General features: G+C 66.2%; 15 protein-coding genes. All 15 read left to right on the plus strand.

The genetic code is table 11. The annotated features are described in order from the left end of the window. The first annotated feature begins 19 nt into the window (after positions 1 to 19). Positions 20 to 1,171: a 23S rRNA (adenine(2503)-C(2))-methyltransferase RlmN gene (rlmN, locus tag EV147_RS04135; protein ID WP_130389829.1), complete on the plus strand. Its 1,152-nt coding sequence runs from the start codon at positions 20 to 22 to the stop codon at positions 1,169 to 1,171. Then, positions 1,168 to 1,947 (plus strand): type IV pilus biogenesis/stability protein PilW, encoded by a 780-nt coding sequence (gene pilW, locus EV147_RS04140; protein WP_130389830.1) that lies wholly within the window; start codon positions 1,168 to 1,170, stop codon positions 1,945 to 1,947. The genes rlmN and pilW overlap by 4 nt, the downstream gene beginning before the upstream one ends. Next, entirely contained in the window at positions 1,940 to 3,001 is a 1,062-nt protein-coding gene (locus tag EV147_RS04145) for a RodZ domain-containing protein (RefSeq protein WP_130389831.1), read from the plus strand. Before pilW ends, EV147_RS04145 begins: the two co-directional genes overlap by 8 nt. Positions 3,002 to 3,049: 48 nt before the next feature. Then, the gene (gene ispG / locus EV147_RS04150; protein WP_130389832.1) at positions 3,050 to 4,345 is read left to right on the plus strand and encodes a flavodoxin-dependent (E)-4-hydroxy-3-methylbut-2-enyl-diphosphate synthase; all 1,296 of its coding nucleotides are present in this window, start codon (positions 3,050 to 3,052) and stop codon (positions 4,343 to 4,345) included. 39 nt (positions 4,346 to 4,384) lie between these two features. Continuing rightward, complete coding sequence (gene hisS, locus EV147_RS04155; protein ID WP_130389833.1) at positions 4,385 to 5,743, plus strand: histidine--tRNA ligase; 1,359 nt, start codon at positions 4,385 to 4,387, stop codon at positions 5,741 to 5,743. Positions 5,744 to 5,829: 86 nt separating this feature from the next. Beyond that, positions 5,830 to 6,459 (plus strand): YfgM family protein, encoded by a 630-nt coding sequence (locus tag EV147_RS04160; RefSeq protein ID WP_130389834.1) that lies wholly within the window; start codon positions 5,830 to 5,832, stop codon positions 6,457 to 6,459. A 50-nt stretch (positions 6,460 to 6,509) separates the two neighbouring features. Further along, positions 6,510 to 7,661, plus strand: a complete 1,152-nt coding sequence (bamB, locus tag EV147_RS04165; protein WP_130389835.1) for an outer membrane protein assembly factor BamB — start codon at positions 6,510 to 6,512, stop codon at positions 7,659 to 7,661. 232 nt (positions 7,662 to 7,893) lie between these two features. After that, on the plus strand, positions 7,894 to 9,237 hold the full coding sequence (der, locus tag EV147_RS04170) for a ribosome biogenesis GTPase Der (RefSeq protein ID WP_130389836.1): 1,344 nt from the start codon (positions 7,894 to 7,896) through the stop codon (positions 9,235 to 9,237). 211 nt (positions 9,238 to 9,448) lie between these two features. Beyond that, positions 9,449 to 9,688, plus strand: coding sequence for an RNA chaperone Hfq (gene hfq, locus EV147_RS04175; RefSeq protein ID WP_130389837.1), 240 nt, complete (start codon positions 9,449 to 9,451; stop codon positions 9,686 to 9,688). Between the two features lie 242 nt (positions 9,689 to 9,930). After that, positions 9,931 to 11,190, plus strand: coding sequence for a GTPase HflX (hflX, locus tag EV147_RS04180; RefSeq protein ID WP_130389838.1), 1,260 nt, complete (start codon positions 9,931 to 9,933; stop codon positions 11,188 to 11,190). 128 nt (positions 11,191 to 11,318) lie between these two features. After that, positions 11,319 to 12,665: an FtsH protease activity modulator HflK gene (gene hflK, locus EV147_RS04185; protein ID WP_130389839.1), complete on the plus strand. Its 1,347-nt coding sequence runs from the start codon at positions 11,319 to 11,321 to the stop codon at positions 12,663 to 12,665. A 10-nt stretch (positions 12,666 to 12,675) separates the two neighbouring features. Then, positions 12,676 to 13,578: a protease modulator HflC gene (gene hflC / locus EV147_RS04190; protein WP_130389840.1), complete on the plus strand. Its 903-nt coding sequence runs from the start codon at positions 12,676 to 12,678 to the stop codon at positions 13,576 to 13,578. A 132-nt stretch (positions 13,579 to 13,710) separates the two neighbouring features. Next, the gene (locus tag EV147_RS04195; RefSeq protein ID WP_130389841.1) at positions 13,711 to 14,862 is read left to right on the plus strand and encodes an ATP phosphoribosyltransferase regulatory subunit; all 1,152 of its coding nucleotides are present in this window, start codon (positions 13,711 to 13,713) and stop codon (positions 14,860 to 14,862) included. 181 nt (positions 14,863 to 15,043) lie between these two features. After that, the gene (locus EV147_RS04200; protein ID WP_130389842.1) at positions 15,044 to 16,387 is read left to right on the plus strand and encodes an adenylosuccinate synthase; all 1,344 of its coding nucleotides are present in this window, start codon (positions 15,044 to 15,046) and stop codon (positions 16,385 to 16,387) included. Positions 16,388 to 16,519: 132 nt separating this feature from the next. Next, positions 16,520 to 17,089 (plus strand): phosphoribosyltransferase, encoded by a 570-nt coding sequence (locus EV147_RS04205; RefSeq protein WP_130389843.1) that lies wholly within the window; start codon positions 16,520 to 16,522, stop codon positions 17,087 to 17,089. The last annotated feature ends 30 nt before the right edge of the window (positions 17,090 to 17,119 follow it).

Raw genomic sequence — 17,119 nt, forward strand, 5'->3', positions numbered from 1 at the left:
AAAGCTGGAAACTGCCGTCATGAACGATCTCGTCAACCTGCTCGACCTCGACGCGGACGCGCTCACTCGCTATTGCGGTGAGCTCGGCGAGAAGCCGTTCCGTGCGCGGCAGTTGCAGCGCTGGATCCACCAGTTCGGTGCCAGCCGCTTCGACGCCATGTCGGATCTCGCCAAGTCGCTGCGCGAAAAGCTCGCGACGCGGGCCGAGATCCGGGCGCCCGCCGTCATCACGGACAACCTGTCCACCGACGGCACGCGCAAATGGCTGATCGATGTCGGCGCCGGCAACGCGGTGGAGACGGTGTATATCCCCGAGGACACGCGCGGTACGCTGTGCGTGTCTTCGCAGGCCGGATGCGCCGTCAATTGCCGTTTCTGTTCCACCGGCAAGCAGGGCTTCTCCCGCAATCTCACCACGGGCGAGATCATCGGGCAGCTCTGGATGGCCGAGTTCGCCATGCGCGAGCAACTGGGACGCGGGCCGAAGGACGACCGGGTCATCTCCAACGTGGTGATGATGGGCATGGGCGAGCCGCTGCTCAACTATGACGCCGTGGTGCCGGCCATGCGGCTGATGCTCGACGACAACGCATATGGCCTGTCGCGCCGCCGCGTGACGCTGTCCACGTCCGGCGTGGTGCCGATGATGGACCGCCTGTCGAAGGACCTGCCGGTGGCGCTGGCCGTGTCGCTGCACGCGTCGAACGATCCGCTGCGCGACGTGCTGGTACCGCTGAACCGCAAGTATCCGCTGGCCGAACTGATGGCGGCCTGCCGCCGCTACCTGGAATTCGCGCCGCGCGATTTCATTACTTTCGAATACTGCATGCTCGATGGGGTCAACGACACCGTCGAGAATGCCCGGGAACTGCTGAAGCTTGTGGCCGACGTGCCGTGCAAGTTCAACCTGATCCCGTTCAACCCGTTCCCGGAATCGGGGCTGAAGCGCTCGAACAACGAGCAGATCCGCCGCTTCGCCCAGGTGCTGCTGGACGCGGGCTATGTCACCACGATCCGCAAGACCCGCGGCGACGATATCGACGCCGCCTGCGGCCAGTTGGCAGGCGAGGTCATGGATCGCACCCGCCTGGCCGAGCGCGGCAAGTTCGGCAAGATCACGCCACTGGTGCCGGTGTCATCCGGCACAGCTCGGGAGGCTCGTCCTGCATGATCCGTCTGCTTGTCGCCGCCCTGTCAGGGCTGTTGATGCTGTCCGCCTGTACGCTGCCCCAGGGGCCCACACAGGATCTCAAGACCGCCTCCGACCAGACTGCAGCGGACAAGCGCTCCGGCATCCGGCTGCGCCTGGCCACGCAATACCTTGAGGCGCGCCAGTACGCGGTGGCGCTCGACGAGGTGAAGCGGGCCATCGCGGCCGATCCCTCCAATGTCGATGCCTACCACGTGCGCGCCCTGATCTACATGGGCATGGGCGAGAACGCGCTGGCCGAGGACAGCTTCCGTACCGCGCTGAACATGCGCGGCAACGATGCCGACCTGCTGAACAACTACGGCCTGTTCCTGTGCCAGGCCAACCGCTTCGCCGATGCCCGGTCCACGCTGCAGCGGGCCGTGCAGGCGCCGTCGCCCAACGGGCCGGTCAAGCCGCTGACGACGCTGGGCTCGTGCGAAATGCGCAGCGGCGACCTGGCCTCGGCCGAAAAAAACCTGCAGGCGGCCTACGGATATGACCGCAACGATCCGTCAGTGCTCATGAACCTCGCGCAGCTGAATTTCCGGCGCGGGGACATGGCACAGGCCGGCGAATACATCAGCCGCGTCAATGGCAGCCGCTACGTCAACGCGCAGTCGCTCTGGCTTGGCGCGCGCATTGCGCGGCGGCAGGGCGATGGCCAGGCGCAGGGCAAGCTGATTGCCGAACTGCGCAGCCGCTTCCCCGATTCGCGCGAGCTGACCGCATACGAGAGAGGAGCTTGGGATGAATGAACAAGAGCGCGCCGACAGCCAGGCCACGACGGCCCGCAGCATCGGCGGCGGCGCGACAGACTCCGACCGCGAGGCCGTGGCCCGCGAAATCGGGGCGCAACTGAAGGAAGGCCGCGAGGCCCAGCGGCTGTCGATCGAGGATGTGGGCGCGCGCCTGAAGGTGGCGCCGGGCAAGCTCCGGGCGATCGAGTCAGGCGATGTGTCGAGCCTGACGGACGTGACATTCGCCAAGGGCGTGATGCGCGCCTATGCGCGGACGCTACAGATCGACATCGATGCGCTGCTGGGCCGTTACCACGCCCAGGCGCAGGCGACCCCGGTGACCGGTATCACGCGTCGCCACGAGGGCGCGCTGAACCAGGCATTCGACGACCGCAACCGCTTTGGCAAGAAGGCCGGCGGCGCGGGCGGACGCTGGCTGTGGCTGCTGTGCGTGGTGGCGCTGGTGGTGTTCGGCGGCTATTTTGGCTACGACCACGTCAAGGCCTGGCTCGACGCGCGCACGACCGCCGCGGCGGAAGCCCCGGCAACGGCCCCGGCCGAGGATGCGGCGACCCAGCAGAACAATGGCGACGGCACGGTCACGGCCGCGCTGCCGCCCGTGATGGTCGGTGACCACTCGCCGGCACCGTCCGAATCGGCCTCGGCCGTGGAGACCCCGGCCAAGTCGACGACCGCGCTGCCGGCCGTGCCGACGACCTCGTCGGGCATGCCGCTGGCAACGGGCGGTGCGCTGGCACCGGCGCCGCAAGCGGCGGCGTCGCAGTCCGCCGCAGCTCCGGCTGCCAATGTGCCCGCCGCTGCGCCGGGCACTGGCGCCGTGCAGATCCGTTTCTCGGCCGATTCCTGGTACGAGGTGCGCGACCGCTCGGGCAAGGTGATCCTCGGCGGCACCGGCAAGGCGGGCGAGACCGTGGCCGGCAGCGGCGCGGGCGGTCCCTACAAGGTCGTTATCGGAAATGTGAAGGGCGTGGAGTCGATGGCGCACAATGGCGCGCCGGTGGACGTCCAGGCCGCCAATCGGAACAATGTGGCGCGCCTGACCCTGCAGTGATGCGGTCCGGGGGCGCAACGAGCCATGCCAGATGAAGGTGGTAATGCAATGAACCAGAACGCTACCCAACCGGTGATGCCGGGATCGATGCCGCGCCGCAATTCGCGCCAGGCCAGCATTGTCTGGGGCGACAATATCGTGACGATCGGCGGCGGTGCACCGGTGCGCGTGCAGTCGATGACCAATACGGATACGGTCGACGCCATCGGCACCGCGATCCAGATCAAGGAACTGGCGCGCGCCGGCTCGGAGATCGTCCGGATCACGGTGAACACGCCGGAAGCCGCGGCCGCCGTGCCGTCGATCCGCGAACAGCTCGACCGCATGGGCGTCAATACGCCGCTGGTGGGCGATTTCCACTACAACGGCCACACGCTGCTGCACGACTACCCGGAATGCGCGCAGGCGCTGTCGAAGTACCGGATCAACCCTGGCAACGTGGGCAAGGGCGCCAAGCGCGACAAGCAGTTCGCCGAAATGATCGAACTGGCCTGCCGCTACAACAAGCCGGTACGGATCGGCGTGAACTGGGGCAGCCTGGACCAGGACCTGCTGGCGCGCGTGATGGACGAGAACGCCGCCCGTGCGCAGCCGTGGCCGGCGCAGAGCGTGATGGTCGAGGCGCTGATCACGTCGGCGATCGAATCGGCACGGAAGGCCGAGGAAATCGGCCTGCCGGGCGACCAGATCATCCTGTCGTGCAAGGTGTCGCAGGTGCAGGAACTGATCGCCGTGTACCGCGAACTGGGCCGCCGCTGCGACTACGCGCTGCACCTCGGGCTGACCGAGGCTGGCATGGGCAGCAAGGGCATCGTGGCCTCGACGGCGGCGCTGTCGGTGCTGCTGCAGGAAGGCATCGGCGACACGATCCGGATTTCGCTGACGCCCGAGCCGGGCGCCGCGCGCGAGAAGGAGGTCTACGTCGGCCAGGAAATCCTGCAGACGATGGGCCTGCGCAACTTCACGCCGATGGTCATTGCATGCCCCGGCTGCGGCCGCACGACGAGCACGACGTTCCAGGAACTGGCCGCCAGCATCCAGGGTTACCTGCGCGAGCAGATGCCGGTCTGGAAGAACGAGTTTCCGGGTGTCGAGGAAATGGACGTGGCCGTGATGGGCTGCATCGTCAACGGTCCGGGCGAGAGCAAGCATGCCAACATCGGCATCTCGCTGCCGGGTTCGGGAGAGTCCCCGGCCGCACCGGTGTTTGTCGATGGCGTCAAGGTCCGCACGCTGCGCGGCGAGAACATTGCCCAGGAGTTCCAGGCGATCGTGGACGAGTACGTCCGCTCGCACTACGGCCCGGGCGCGAAGAAACAGGCAACTCAGGAAGCCGCAGCCTGAGCGCGGAAGCGCCGGCGGGCTGCCGATAACGAAGAAGACATGAGCGAAGACAAGACGAAGGCCGCCAAGGCACTGCAGGGCGTGAAGGGCATGAACGACATGCTGCCCGCCGACGCCCCGCTGTGGGAAATGTTCGAGGATGCCGCGCGCAGCATGCTGCGCGCCTACGGCTACCAGCAGATCCGCACGCCGATCGTCGAGCATACGCAGCTGTTCGTGCGTGGGATCGGCGAGGTGACCGATATCGTCGAGAAGGAAATGTATTCCTTCACCGACGCGCTGAATGGCGAAAATCTGACGTTGCGCCCGGAAGGCACGGCCGCCGCGGTGCGGTCGACGATCGAGCACAACCTGCTGTACGACGGCCCGAAGCGCCTCTGGTACACGGGCCCGATGTTCCGGCACGAGCGCCCGCAGCGTGGCCGCTATCGCCAGTTCCACCAGCTGGGCGCCGAGGCGCTGGGCTTTGCGGGGCCCGATGTCGACGCCGAGATCATCCTGATGTGCCAGCGCCTGTGGGATGACCTCGGGCTGGTCGGGGTCCGCCTCGAACTGAACTCGCTGGGCCAGGCGCACGAGCGCGCCGCGCACCGCGAGGAACTGATCAAGTATCTGGAAGGCTTCCAGGACATCCTCGACGAGGACAGCAAGCGCCGCCTGTACACCAATCCGCTGCGCGTGCTGGACACGAAGAATCCGGCGCTGCAGGAGATGGCGGCCAACGCGCCGAAGCTGATCGATTTCCTGGGCGAGGAATCGCTGGCCCACTTCGAGGGCGTGCAGCGCATCCTCAAGGCCAACAACATCCCGTTCAAGATCAATCCGCGCCTGGTGCGCGGCCTTGATTACTACAACCTGACCGTGTTCGAGTGGATCACGGACAAGCTCGGCGCGCAGGGCACCATCGCCGGCGGCGGGCGCTACGATCCGCTGATCCAGCAGATGGGCGGCAAGCCGGCCCCGGCCTGCGGCTGGGCCATGGGTATCGAGCGGATCATCGAGCTGCTGCGCGAAGAGAAGCTCCAGCCCGAAGCCGCTGGCTGCGACGTCTACATGGTGCACCAGGGCGAGGCTGCCGCGCTGCAGTCGATGATCGCCGCCGAACGCCTGCGCGACGCCGGCCTCAACGTGGTGATGCATGCCACGCCGGACGGCAAGAGCGGCAGCTTCAAGTCGCAGATGAAGCGCGCGGACGGAAGTGGCGCTGCCTTTGCCGTTATCATTGGCGAGGATGAAACCGCCGCCGGCACCGCGCAGGTCAAGCAGCTGCGCAGCGGCAACGCGGCCGAGGGCGGCCCGCAGACCAGTGTTCCGGCCGGGGAACTGGTCGAATTCGTCATCGGCGCGATGGTTGACGCCATCGAGGCCGAGGAAGAACTCGAGGACGACGAACAGTAACACTGTCGTTGCACCTTGCACCGCGGCCGCTGACCGGATGGAAAGCGGCCGCGTCAATATCAACCGATGCGGGTAACTGACTCGACATGGCTTACGATCTGGAAGAACAGGAACAGCTTGAGACCCTCAAGGCCTGGTGGAAGCAATACGGCAACGCGGTAACGTGGGCGTTGATCGTGGGGCTGTTCGCCTTCGCGGCCTGGGCTGGCTGGAATTACTGGCAGCGCACGCAGGCCCGCGACGCCGGGCTGCTCTACGAGCAGGTGACCAAGGCGGCCGAGGCGCGCGACGCCGACCGTGTCAAGCGCGCCGCGACCGACCTGGAAAGCAAGTTTGGCGGCACCGCCTATGGCCCGATGAGCGCGCTGACCGCAGCCAAGGTGCTGTACGACGCGGGCGACCTGGCCGGGGCGAAGACCCAGCTGCAGTGGGCGATCGACCATGGCGGCGAGGATTACGCCCCGCTGGCGCGCGTGCGCCTGGCCGGCGTGCTGCTCGACGAGAAGGCCTATGACCAGGGCCTGGCACTGCTGAAGGACGAGCCGGCCCAGTACGCGGCCCTGTTCGCCGACCGCCGTGGCGACCTGCTGGCCGCCCAGGACAAGCGCGACGAAGCGCGTACCGCCTATCGCCATGCGCTGGAGAAGCTGGGCGCCTCGGAAGCCGGCATGCGCCAGATCATCCAGTTCAAGCTGGACGCGCTGGGCGCCGCGTGAGCGCCGGCTGCCGACTGCGGACATCTTTCAAAAATTCAGGATCGCATCCTATGACGTCATTGCTTCGTACAGCCGCTTCCCGCACTCTCGTGGCCGGCGCGTGCCTGGCCCTGCTGGCGGGCTGCTCGCTGTTCGGCAAGGAAAACAAGCACCCGCCCACGGAACTCAAGCCGATCTCGGCCACGCTCTCGGTCAAGCAGGCGTGGAAGGCCGACGTGGGCAAGAGCGGCCCGTACGTGATGGCGCCCGTGGCGGCCGGCAACGTGGTGTACGTGTCGGGCAAGAGCGGTGCCGTGATGGCCATCGACGCCACCAGCGGCCAGACGCTGTGGAAGGCGAAGACCGATATCGACCTGACTTCCGGTCCGGGATCGGATGGGCAGACCACGGCCGTGGCGGGCGAGAAGGGCGCGATCTACGCGTTCGACAAGAGCGGCAAGCAGATCTGGAAGAAGCAGGTCAATGGCGAAGTCCTGTCGGCGCCGTTGGTCGGCAACGGCCTGGTGATCGTGCGTACCACTGACACCCGCCTGATCGGCCTCGACGCCGGTACGGGCGAGCGCCGCTGGATCTACCAGCGCTCGCAGTCGCCGCTGAACCTGCGCGCCGCCATGGGCATGGTGTTCGCGGGCGACGGCATCGTCACCGGCTTCCCGGGCGGCAAGCTTGGCGTGCTCGCGCCGGGCAACGGCGTGCTGCGCTGGGAAAGCACGGTGTCGTATCCGAAGGGCGTGTCGGAGATCGAGCGCCTGAACGACGTGACCGGCATGCCGGCCGTCTACGGCCGCCAGGTGTGCGCCACGACTTTCCAGGGCCGCGTGGCGTGCCTGGAACTGGCCAACGGCCAGCCGCAGTGGGGCAAGGATTTCTCGTCGCCGGCCGGGCTGGCGCAGGATGAGACGTCGCTGTTCGCCAGCGATGAATCGTCGACGGTGTTCGGCTTGGACCGCCAGAACGGCAACGAACGCTGGAAGAATACCGACCTGCGCTACCGCAGCCTGGGCGCGCCGACCACGCTCGGCCGCTCGGTGGTGGTGGGCGACTACGAAGGTTATGTCCACTTCCTTTCGCGCGAGGACGGCAAGGTCCTGGCGCGCATGAAGACGGACGGCAGCGCGGTCACCGCGGCCCCGGTCGTTGCCGGGCAGACGCTGGTGGTGCAGACGCGCGATGGCGACGTGTTCGGTTTCGTGCCGAACTGATTGCCAGCGTACACAAGTCCGTCCGTGCCCCTGTCGCACGGACGGCACCAATCCGGTAGCATGATCCCTGGTCGTGCCAACAAAAAAGCGGATTGGGGCAGATGCCCCGCATCCGCTTGACAGGAAAAGCGGCCAGTCGTGCCAGGGTGGCACGGTGGTTGTCGGATCAACATGACTCCGGAATTGACTGGGGGACGGCGCTCGAACGCCGCCCCCTGTTTCCGTTTATCGCATGAAACCAGTTATTGCAATCGTCGGCCGCCCGAATGTGGGCAAGTCGACGCTATTCAACCGCATGACCCGCTCGCGCGACGCCCTCGTCGCCGACCTGCCGGGCCTGACGCGCGACCGCCACTACGGTGAGGGCCGCATCGGCGATCGTCCATTCATTGCGATCGATACCGGCGGTTTCGAGCCGGTGGCCAAGGATGGCATCGTGGCCGAGATGGCCAAGCAGACGCGCCAGGCCGTGGTAGAGGCCGATGTCGTGATCTTCCTCGTGGACGGCCGGCTGGGCCTGGCGCCGCAGGACCGCGTGATCGCCGACTACCTGCGCAAGACGGGCCGCCGCATCATGCTGGCCATCAACAAGGCCGAGGGCATGAAGTACACCTCGGTGGCCGCGGATTTCTACGAGTTGGGCATGGGCGATCCGTATGCGATCTCGTCCTCGCACGGCGACGGCGTCCGGGAACTCGTCGATGAGGCGCTGGAACTGGCGGTGCAGGAGCGCCCGGAACTGGCCGAGCAGGACGACGGCAATCAACGCGGCACCAAGATCGCCATCGTGGGCCGCCCGAACGTCGGCAAGTCGACGCTGGTCAATACGCTGATCGGCGAAGAACGCGTGATCGCGTTCGACATGCCCGGCACGACGCGCGACGCCATCTACGTGGAGTTCGAGCGGGGCGGCAAGCCGTACACGCTGATCGATACGGCCGGCCTGCGCAAGCGCGGCAAGGTGTTCGAGGCGATCGAGAAGTTCTCGGTGGTCAAGACGCTGCAGTCGATCGCAGACGCCAACGTGGTGGTGCTGCTGCTCGATGCCCAGCAGGACATTTCCGAGCAGGATGCCCATATCGCCGGGTTCATCGTGGAATCGGGCCGGGCGCTGGTGGTGGGCGTGAACAAGTGGGACGGGCTGGACGGCCACGCGCGCGACCGCGTGAAGCACGATCTGGAGCGCAAGCTGCAGTTCCTGAGCTTTGCCAACGTGCACTACGTGTCGGCGAAGGAGCGTACCGGCATCGGCGCGTTGCTGCGCTCGGTGGACGACGCCTACGCGGCGGCAATGATCAAGCTGCCGACGCCGCAACTGACGCGCGTGCTGCAGGAGGCCGTGGAGTTCCAGCAGCCCAAGCGCGCCGGGGTGTCGCGTCCGAAGCTGCGCTATGCGCACCAGGGCGGCTCGAACCCGCCGATCGTCGTGATCCATGGCAATGGTCTGCAGAACGTGACGGACACGTACAAGCGCTACCTGGAAAACCGCTTCCGGACGGCGTTCAAGCTCAAGGGTACGCCGCTGCGGATCGAATTCAGATCGAACAAAAACCCGTACGCCGACTCGAAGGATTGAGTCTGGAGGGTGCCGTGCCCTCGGCCAAGTTTTCGTTTGCGTTCGTTTGGAACTGCGGCTAAATTCACGGTAGCAGGGGGAGCCCTGTGCGTTGATGCCAGATTGGTACCGTTTTTGATCTTTTTTCTGGCGCGTTTTTGCGCCAACAGACTTGAACCGGGGACTTTCGTCCCCATGATCCATCACTAAATCTATAATTTTGGAGTGTGCCATGAGCAACAAAGGGCAATTGCTACAAGACCCGTTCCTGAACGCGCTGCGCAAAGAGCACGTGCCGGTTTCCATCTATCTCGTCAATGGCATCAAGCTGCAAGGCAATATCGAGTCGTTTGACCAGTACGTCGTCCTGCTGCGCAACACCGTGACCCAGATGGTCTACAAGCATGCGATTTCCACCGTCGTGCCGGCACGCGCCGTCAACTTCCGCGTGGATGATTCGACCGAGAACTGATCTGTCCTCGTGTCCGGACGGCCGCGGCATCCGCATGCGGCCGTTGCACTGCCTGTTCCCGTCCTTGCTGTCCGGCCGTCCTGGCCAACCTGGCCTCCGCGTCCGGGCCGCAGCCTTCCCCAACTCCCGTCTGAACCCGCATCCAGCCCTCGGCATCGAGCCGGCCGGGCGAGGCAGCCTGCCGGAGTCTGGTCAGTCATTGTCTTTACAACCGAATTTTCCGGCGCTACGCGTCCATCCGCTTGCAACATAGAGCTACCTCCCAGACCGAGCCATCGCGCGCCATCCTCGTCGGCGTGGATTTCGGCAAGCACGACTTCCAGGAGAGCCTGTCCGAACTGGCGCTGCTGACCACGACGGCTGGCTCCATGCCGGTGCACACGCTGACCGGCAAGCGCTCGCGGCCCGATCCGGCGCTGTTCATCGGCTCGGGCAAGGCCGAGGAACTCAAGGAAGCGGCGGACGCGCTGGACGCCGACATCGTGGTGTTCAACCACGCACTGAGCCCGGCGCAGCAGCGCAATCTCGAACGGTTCCTGAGTCGGCACGTGATCGACCGCACCGGCCTGATCCTCGACATTTTCGGCCAGCGCGCCCAGAGCCACGTCGGCAAGGTGCAGGTCGAACTGGCCCAGGTGCAATACCAGGCGTCGCGGCTGGTCCGCGCCTGGAGCCACCTGGAGCGGCAGAAGGGCGGTATCGGCATGCGCGGCGGCCCGGGCGAGCGTCAGCTCGAACTTGACCGCCGGATGCTCGACGAACGTGCCAAACGGCTCAAGACCGACCTGGCGCGCCTGCAGCGCCAGCACCATACGCAGCGGCGCGCCCGGGCGCGCAACGACACGCTGAGCATCTCGCTGGTGGGCTATACCAATGCGGGCAAGTCGACGCTGTTCAACGCGATGACGAAAGCACGGGCGTATGCGGCAGATCAACTGTTTGCAACGCTCGACACCACCTCCCGCCGCCTGTTCCTGGACGGGTTCGGCAACGTGGTGCTGTCGGACACGGTCGGCTTCATCCGCGACCTCCCCACGCAGCTGGTGGCGGCATTCCGCGCCACGCTGGACGAGACGGTGCATGCCGACGTGCTGCTGCACGTGGTCGATGCCTCCAGTCCGGTACGGCACGAGCAGATCGAGCAGGTCAACCGCGTGCTGGCCGAAATCAATGCCTCGGACATTCCGCAGATCGTCGTCATGAACAAGATCGATGCGGCGCCCGAACTGCTGGAGCAGGGTCCGCGCGTGGAACGCAACGAGGACGGCGTGCCAGTCCGCGTGTTCCTGTCGGCCCGTGACGGCCTGGGCCTGGACGCGTTGCGCGAGTCGATCGTGGAACTGGCCCAGTGGCTGGCGTCGCGGCCTGCCGATCCGGCCCCGTACGACCCCCGGCTCGATGGCATTCCCGCCGGTCCGGACGACTTCGGCGATGACGACGGGCCGGTGGACCCGGAAGACGCGCAAAACGATGCCGCCGACGGGCCCAATGCCCCGCACTGACCGCCGTTGCCCGTAAATCGGATGACAATCGGCTGACATTCGGCGCCTGATTGGGGATTTTGAGCAAAAGTGATCAAGATGGCTGCTAGAATCCCCCTGTTCCAAACTTTCCCGGACCCGTGCTCTACATGCCCCTGTTCCCTCGGAATCCTGACTCGCACCTCGTGCCAGCCGGCCGCTCCGCGCGGTCTGCGCGCTGGCCTCGCCTGCGCGCCATCTTCTCGTTGAATGATCCCCGCTGGGGCCGTGATGGACAGGACGATGATGACAAGGACAAAGGCCGCAAGCAAAACCAGCGTCCGCAGGACGGCCCGCCCGACCTCGACGAACTCTGGCGCGACTTCAACCGCCGGCTGAGTGGCCTGCTGGGCCGCAAGGACAACGGCGGCGGTGGCCAGAACAACAACGGCAACGGCTTTGGCTCGCGCCCGCCGGGCAAGGGCACGAACGTCGGCATCGGCGTGATCGTGGCGGCCGTGGTCGGTATCTGGCTGGCCAGCGGCTTCTTCATGGTGCAGGAAGGCCAGACCGCCGTGATCCTGCAGTTCGGCAAGTTCAAGTACTCGACCGGCCCCGGTATCAACTGGCGGGCCCCGTGGCCGATCCAGTCGGCCGAGATCGTGAACCTGTCGGCGGTGCGTTCGGTGGAGGTCGGCCGTTCGACGTCGATCAAGGACAGCAACCTGAAGGACTCGTCGATGCTCACGCAGGACGAGAACATCATCGACGTCCGCTTCACGGTGCAGTACGACATCCAGGACGCGAGCGAATACCTGTTCTTCAACAAGACCGACCGGGGTGGCGACGAGGAACTCGTCACGCAGGCCGCCGAGACGTCGGTGCGCGAGATCGTGGGCCGCAACAAGATGGATGCGGTGCTCTACGAGAACCGCGAGCAGATCGCCCAGGGGCTGGCCAAGTCGATCCAGTCGATCCTGTCGGCCTACAAGACTGGCATCCGCGTGATTTCGGTCAACGTCCAGAGCGTGCAGCCGCCCGAGCAGGTGCAGGCCGCATTCGATGACGTGAACAAGGCCAGCCAGGACCGCGAGCGCGCGATCAGCGAAGGGCAGGCCTACGCCAACGACATCCTGCCGCGCGCCAAGGGTACGGCGGCACGCCTGAAGGAAGAATCGGAAGCCTACCGCGCCCGCGTGGTGGCGCAGGCCGAAGGTGATGCGTCGCGCTTCCGCTCGGTGCAGACCGAGTACGCGAAGGCCCCGCAGGTCACGCGCGACCGTATCTATCTGGAAACCATGCAGCAGATCTACAGCAACTCGAACAAGATCCTTGTGGACGCGAAGGGCGGCAACAACCTGCTCTACCTGCCGCTCGACAAGCTGATGTCGCACGTGCAGTCGTCCACGGCGCCCGCCGCGGCGCCGGGCACGAACGCGCCGGCCGTTCCCGATGCGGGCACGACGGATATCCGCTCGCGTGAAGCGATGCGTAGCCGCGACCGCGAAGTACGCTGAGGAGACCGTCATGAACCGACTGATTTCCTTCGCCATTGGGCTGTTCATCCTGCTGGCCATCGCCTCGTCGATGCTGTTCGTCGTGGACCAGCGCCAGTACGCCGTCGTATTCGCGTTCGGCGAGATCAAGCAGGTCGTGCGCGAGCCGGGCCTGCATTTCAAGCTGCCGCCGCCGCTGCAGAACGTGGTGTTCATGGATCGCCGCCTGCAGACGATCGACGTGGCCGCCAACGAGCGTTTCCTGACCGCCGAGAAGAAGTCGATGGTCGTGGACTGGTTCGTGAAGTGGCGCATCACCGATCCGCGCAAGTTCTTCGTGGCCTTTGGCGGCAACGTCCGTGGCGCGCAGGACCGCATGACGCAGCGTATCGACGCCGTGGCCCGCGAGGAGTTCGGCAAGCGCACGGTGACCGACGTGGTGGCCGGCGAGCGTGACAAGGTCATGCAGAACATCCGCTCCGGCATGGCGGAGTATGCGCAGTCGGTGGGTGTCGAGATCCTGGACGTACGTTTGAAGCGCGTGGACCTGCTGCCGGCGATCAGCGAGTCGGTCTATCGCCGCATGGAGGCCGAGCGCAAGCGCGTGGCCAACGAACTGCGTTCGACGGGCGCCGCGGAAGGTGAGAAAATCCGGGCGGATGCCGATCGCCAGCGCGAAGTGGTATTGGCCGAGGCCTACCGCGACGCGCAGGTGGTGAAGGGCGAGGGCGACGCCAAGGCCTCTCAGCTCTACGCCGACGCCTTCGGCAAGGACCCGAACTTCGCCCAGTTCTGGCGCAGCATGGAAGCCTACCGGACCACGTTCCGCGACAAGGGCAACGTGATGGTGCTGGAGCCGAACTCCGACTTCTTCCGCTACATGCGTTCGGCGGGCGGCAACGCCGCGCCGGCAGCCCCGGCCGGCAAGAAGTAGCGCGTACACCGCGCCCCGGGTGCCAGGCGTGCCCGGTTAGGCAATATGCGACAGAACCCCGGTCCGGCCGGGGTTTTGTCCGGCTGGAGGGCGCGCTGCCCGCCGGCCACGTTTTTGATATAAGAGACCCCCATGTCCAACCGCTGGCTCCTGCCTGAAAACATCGCCGACGTGCTGCCGTCGGAAGCGCGCAAGATCGAAGAACTGCGCCGCCGCATGCTCGACCTGTTCCGCACCTACGGCTACGAGCTGGTCATGCCCCCGATGCTCGAATATCTGGAGTCGCTGCTGACGGGTACCGGCCACGATCTGGACCTGCGCACGCTGAAGCTGGTGGACCAGCTGTCAGGCCGCACCATGGGCCTGCGTGCCGACATCACGCCGCAGGTGGCGCGGATCGATGCCCACCTGCTGAACCGCCCCGGCGTGACGCGCCTGTGCTACGCCGGCAACGTGCTGCACGCGCGCCCGGCCGGTTTCCATGCCACGCGCGAGCCGATCCAGATCGGTGCCGAAATCTACGGTCATGCCGGCCTGGAAGCCGACGTCGAAATCCAGGAACTGATGCTGGCCGCGCTGCAGGCCGCCGGACTGTCCGATATCCGCCTGGACCTGTGCCACGCGGGCATTCTGGAGGCGCTGCTGGCCGCGCTACCGTCGGTTCGCCAGATCGAGGACGCGATGTTCGCCGCGCTGGAAACCAAGGACGTGGCGGCATTGCGCGAACTGACCCAGGGCCTGCCTGATACCGAGCGCGACGCGCTGCTGGCGCTGCCGACGCTGTATGGTGGCATCGAGGTGATCGAGCGCGCCCGCGCCACGCTGCCGGCAAGCCCGGCCATCGGCCGCGCGCTTGACGAACTGGCGGCGCTGGCCGTCCAGGTGCAGGGCGCGAGCGTCAATATCGACCTGGCCGACCTGCGCGGCTACCACTACCACAGCGGCGTGATGTTCACCGCCTACGTGTCCGGCCTGCCTAACTACGTGGCCCGTGGCGGCCGCTACGACAAGGTGGGCGAGGCGTTCGGCCGTGCGCGTCCGGCGACTGGATTCTCGCTCGACCTGCGCGAGGTGGCGGCGCTGTCGCCGGTGGAAGTTCGTGCGCTGGCCATCTTCGCGCCGTGGGATGCCGATCCGGCATTGCGCGCCGCCATCGCCGCGCTGCGCGCGGACGGCGAGATCGTGATCCAGTCGCTGCCGGGCCACACGCACGAACTCGACGAGTTCAACTGCGACCGCCAGCTGCAGCGCCAGGGCAACGGCTGGGTGGTGGTGCCCCGCTGAATTTTCCGGGGCCGGCAGGTCTTGCCGGTCCATTTCCGCGCTCTCAAATGACGTTTGCTGCCCGTGGCGGCCTTTTATCGCCCGGAAAGGACGGCAAACGTCCGTCAGAGGGGTGCCCGAAAACCGGGAACCGTCTGGCAACGAGAGTAGAATACGTTTTTAACCTTCTGACCAATTCAACATGTCCGCATCCGCAGTAAGCCAGGGACGCAATGTCGTCGTGATCGGAACCCAGTGGGGTGACGAAGGCAAGGGAAAAATCGTCGATTGGCTTACCGACCAGGCAAAGGGCGTGGTGCGGTTCCAGGGCGGCCACAACGCTGGCCATACGCTCATCATCGGCGGCAAGAAGACCATCCTGCGCCTGATTCCCTCGGGCATCATGCGCGCCAGCACGGTCTGCTACATCGGCAACGGTGTGGTCCTGTCGCCCGAGGCACTGTTCCGCGAGATCGAGGAACTGGAAAGCGCCGGCCTGCAGGTGCAGAACCGCCTGCGCATTTCCGAGGCCACGACGCTGATCCTGCCGTACCACGTGGCCATCGACAAGGCCCGTGAAGCCCGCCGTGGCGCCGCCAAGATCGGCACCACGGGCCGTGGCATCGGCCCCGCCTACGAAGACAAGGTGGCCCGCCGCGCGCTGCGCGTGCAGGACCTGTTCAACCCGGAACACTTCGCCGAGCGCCTGCGCGAGAACGTGGAATTCCATAACTTCATGCTGACCCAGTATCTGGGCGCCGAAGCGGTGGACTACCAGCAGATCCTCGACGAGATGCTGGCCTACGCGCCGCGCCTCAAGCCGATGGTCGCCGATGTCTCGGCCGAGCTGTACGCGGTGAACGCCGCCGGCGGCAACCTGATGTTCGAAGGCGCGCAGGGCACGCTGCTGGACGTCGACCACGGCACGTATCCGTACGTGACGTCGAGCAACTGCGTGGCCGGTGCGGCCGCGGCGGGTGCCGGCGTGGGTCCGGGCCGCCTGAACTACATCCTCGGCATCACGAAGGCCTACTGCACCCGCGTGGGTGCCGGCCCGTTCCCGAGCGAGCTGTACGACAACGACAACCCGGCCCGCCAGGACGCCGTGGGCGTGCGCCTGGCCAACGTCGGCAAGGAATTCGGCTCGGTGACCGGCCGTCCGCGCCGCACGGGCTGGCTCGACGCCGCCGCGCTGAAGCGCTCGGTGCAGATCAATGGCGTGTCGGGCCTGTGCATGACGAAGCTCGACGTGCTCGACGGCCTGGAAACCCTGAATCTGTGCGTGGGCTACATGCTCGACGGCAAGCAGGTCGACATCCTGCCGCGCGGCTCCGATGCCGTGGCCGCGTGCCAGCCGGTGTACGAGGAATTCCCGGGCTGGAACGAGTCGACCTTCGGCGTGAAGACGTGGGAGGCGCTGCCGGAACAGGCGCGTGCTTACCTGAAGCGCATCGAGGAAGTGGTCGGGATTCCGATCGACATGATCTCGACCGGCCCGGACCGCGACGAAACCATCCTGCTGCGTCATCCGTACCAGGTGGCCTGAGCCCCCCCAACCCGCAGTGGCGAAGCCGTGGCGCGACACGCGCCGCGGCCTCGCGCAAGACAATCGGCCCGCGACAAGCGGGCCGATGCATTATCCACCGGCCAACGAAGCCGCTGATTTAAGAAAACTGCCATGAACCTGCCAACCAATGACGACGAGAACCTGTGGGTCTCGTGGGATGACTACCACCGACTGATCGCCCGCCTGGCGCTGAACGTGCACGAATCGGGCTGGAAGTTCGACCAGATCCTGTGCCTGGCCCGTGGCGGCCTGCGCGTGGGCGACCAGATGTCGCGCATCTTCGATGTGCCGCTGGCCATCCTGGCGACCAGTTCGTACCGCGAGGCCGCTGGCACGCAGCAGGGCACGCTCGACATCGCCCAGTACATCACGATGACGCGCGGCGACCTGGCCGGGCGCATCCTGCTGGTGGATGACCTGGTCGATTCCGGCGTGACGCTGGAGCGCGTGGGCCGTCACCTGAAGGAGCGTTATCCGGCGGTGACCGATGTCCGCTCGGCCGTGCTCTGGTACAAGGCGTGCTCGAAGGTGGAGCCCGACTACCACGTGACGTTTTTGCCGTCGAACCCCTGGATTCATCAGCCGTTCGAGGAATACGACACGCTGCGCCCGCACAATCTCGCCGCCTGGCTCAAGCGCGGCAAGCGCGCCAGCCTGCTGGACGACGACTCGGCAGCCTGATCGCTGGCTGCCGGCCCCCTCCGCCGGCGT

Source organism: Cupriavidus agavae (assembly GCF_004217045.1).
GTDB classification, from domain to species: Bacteria; Pseudomonadota; Gammaproteobacteria; order Burkholderiales; family Burkholderiaceae; genus Cupriavidus; species Cupriavidus agavae.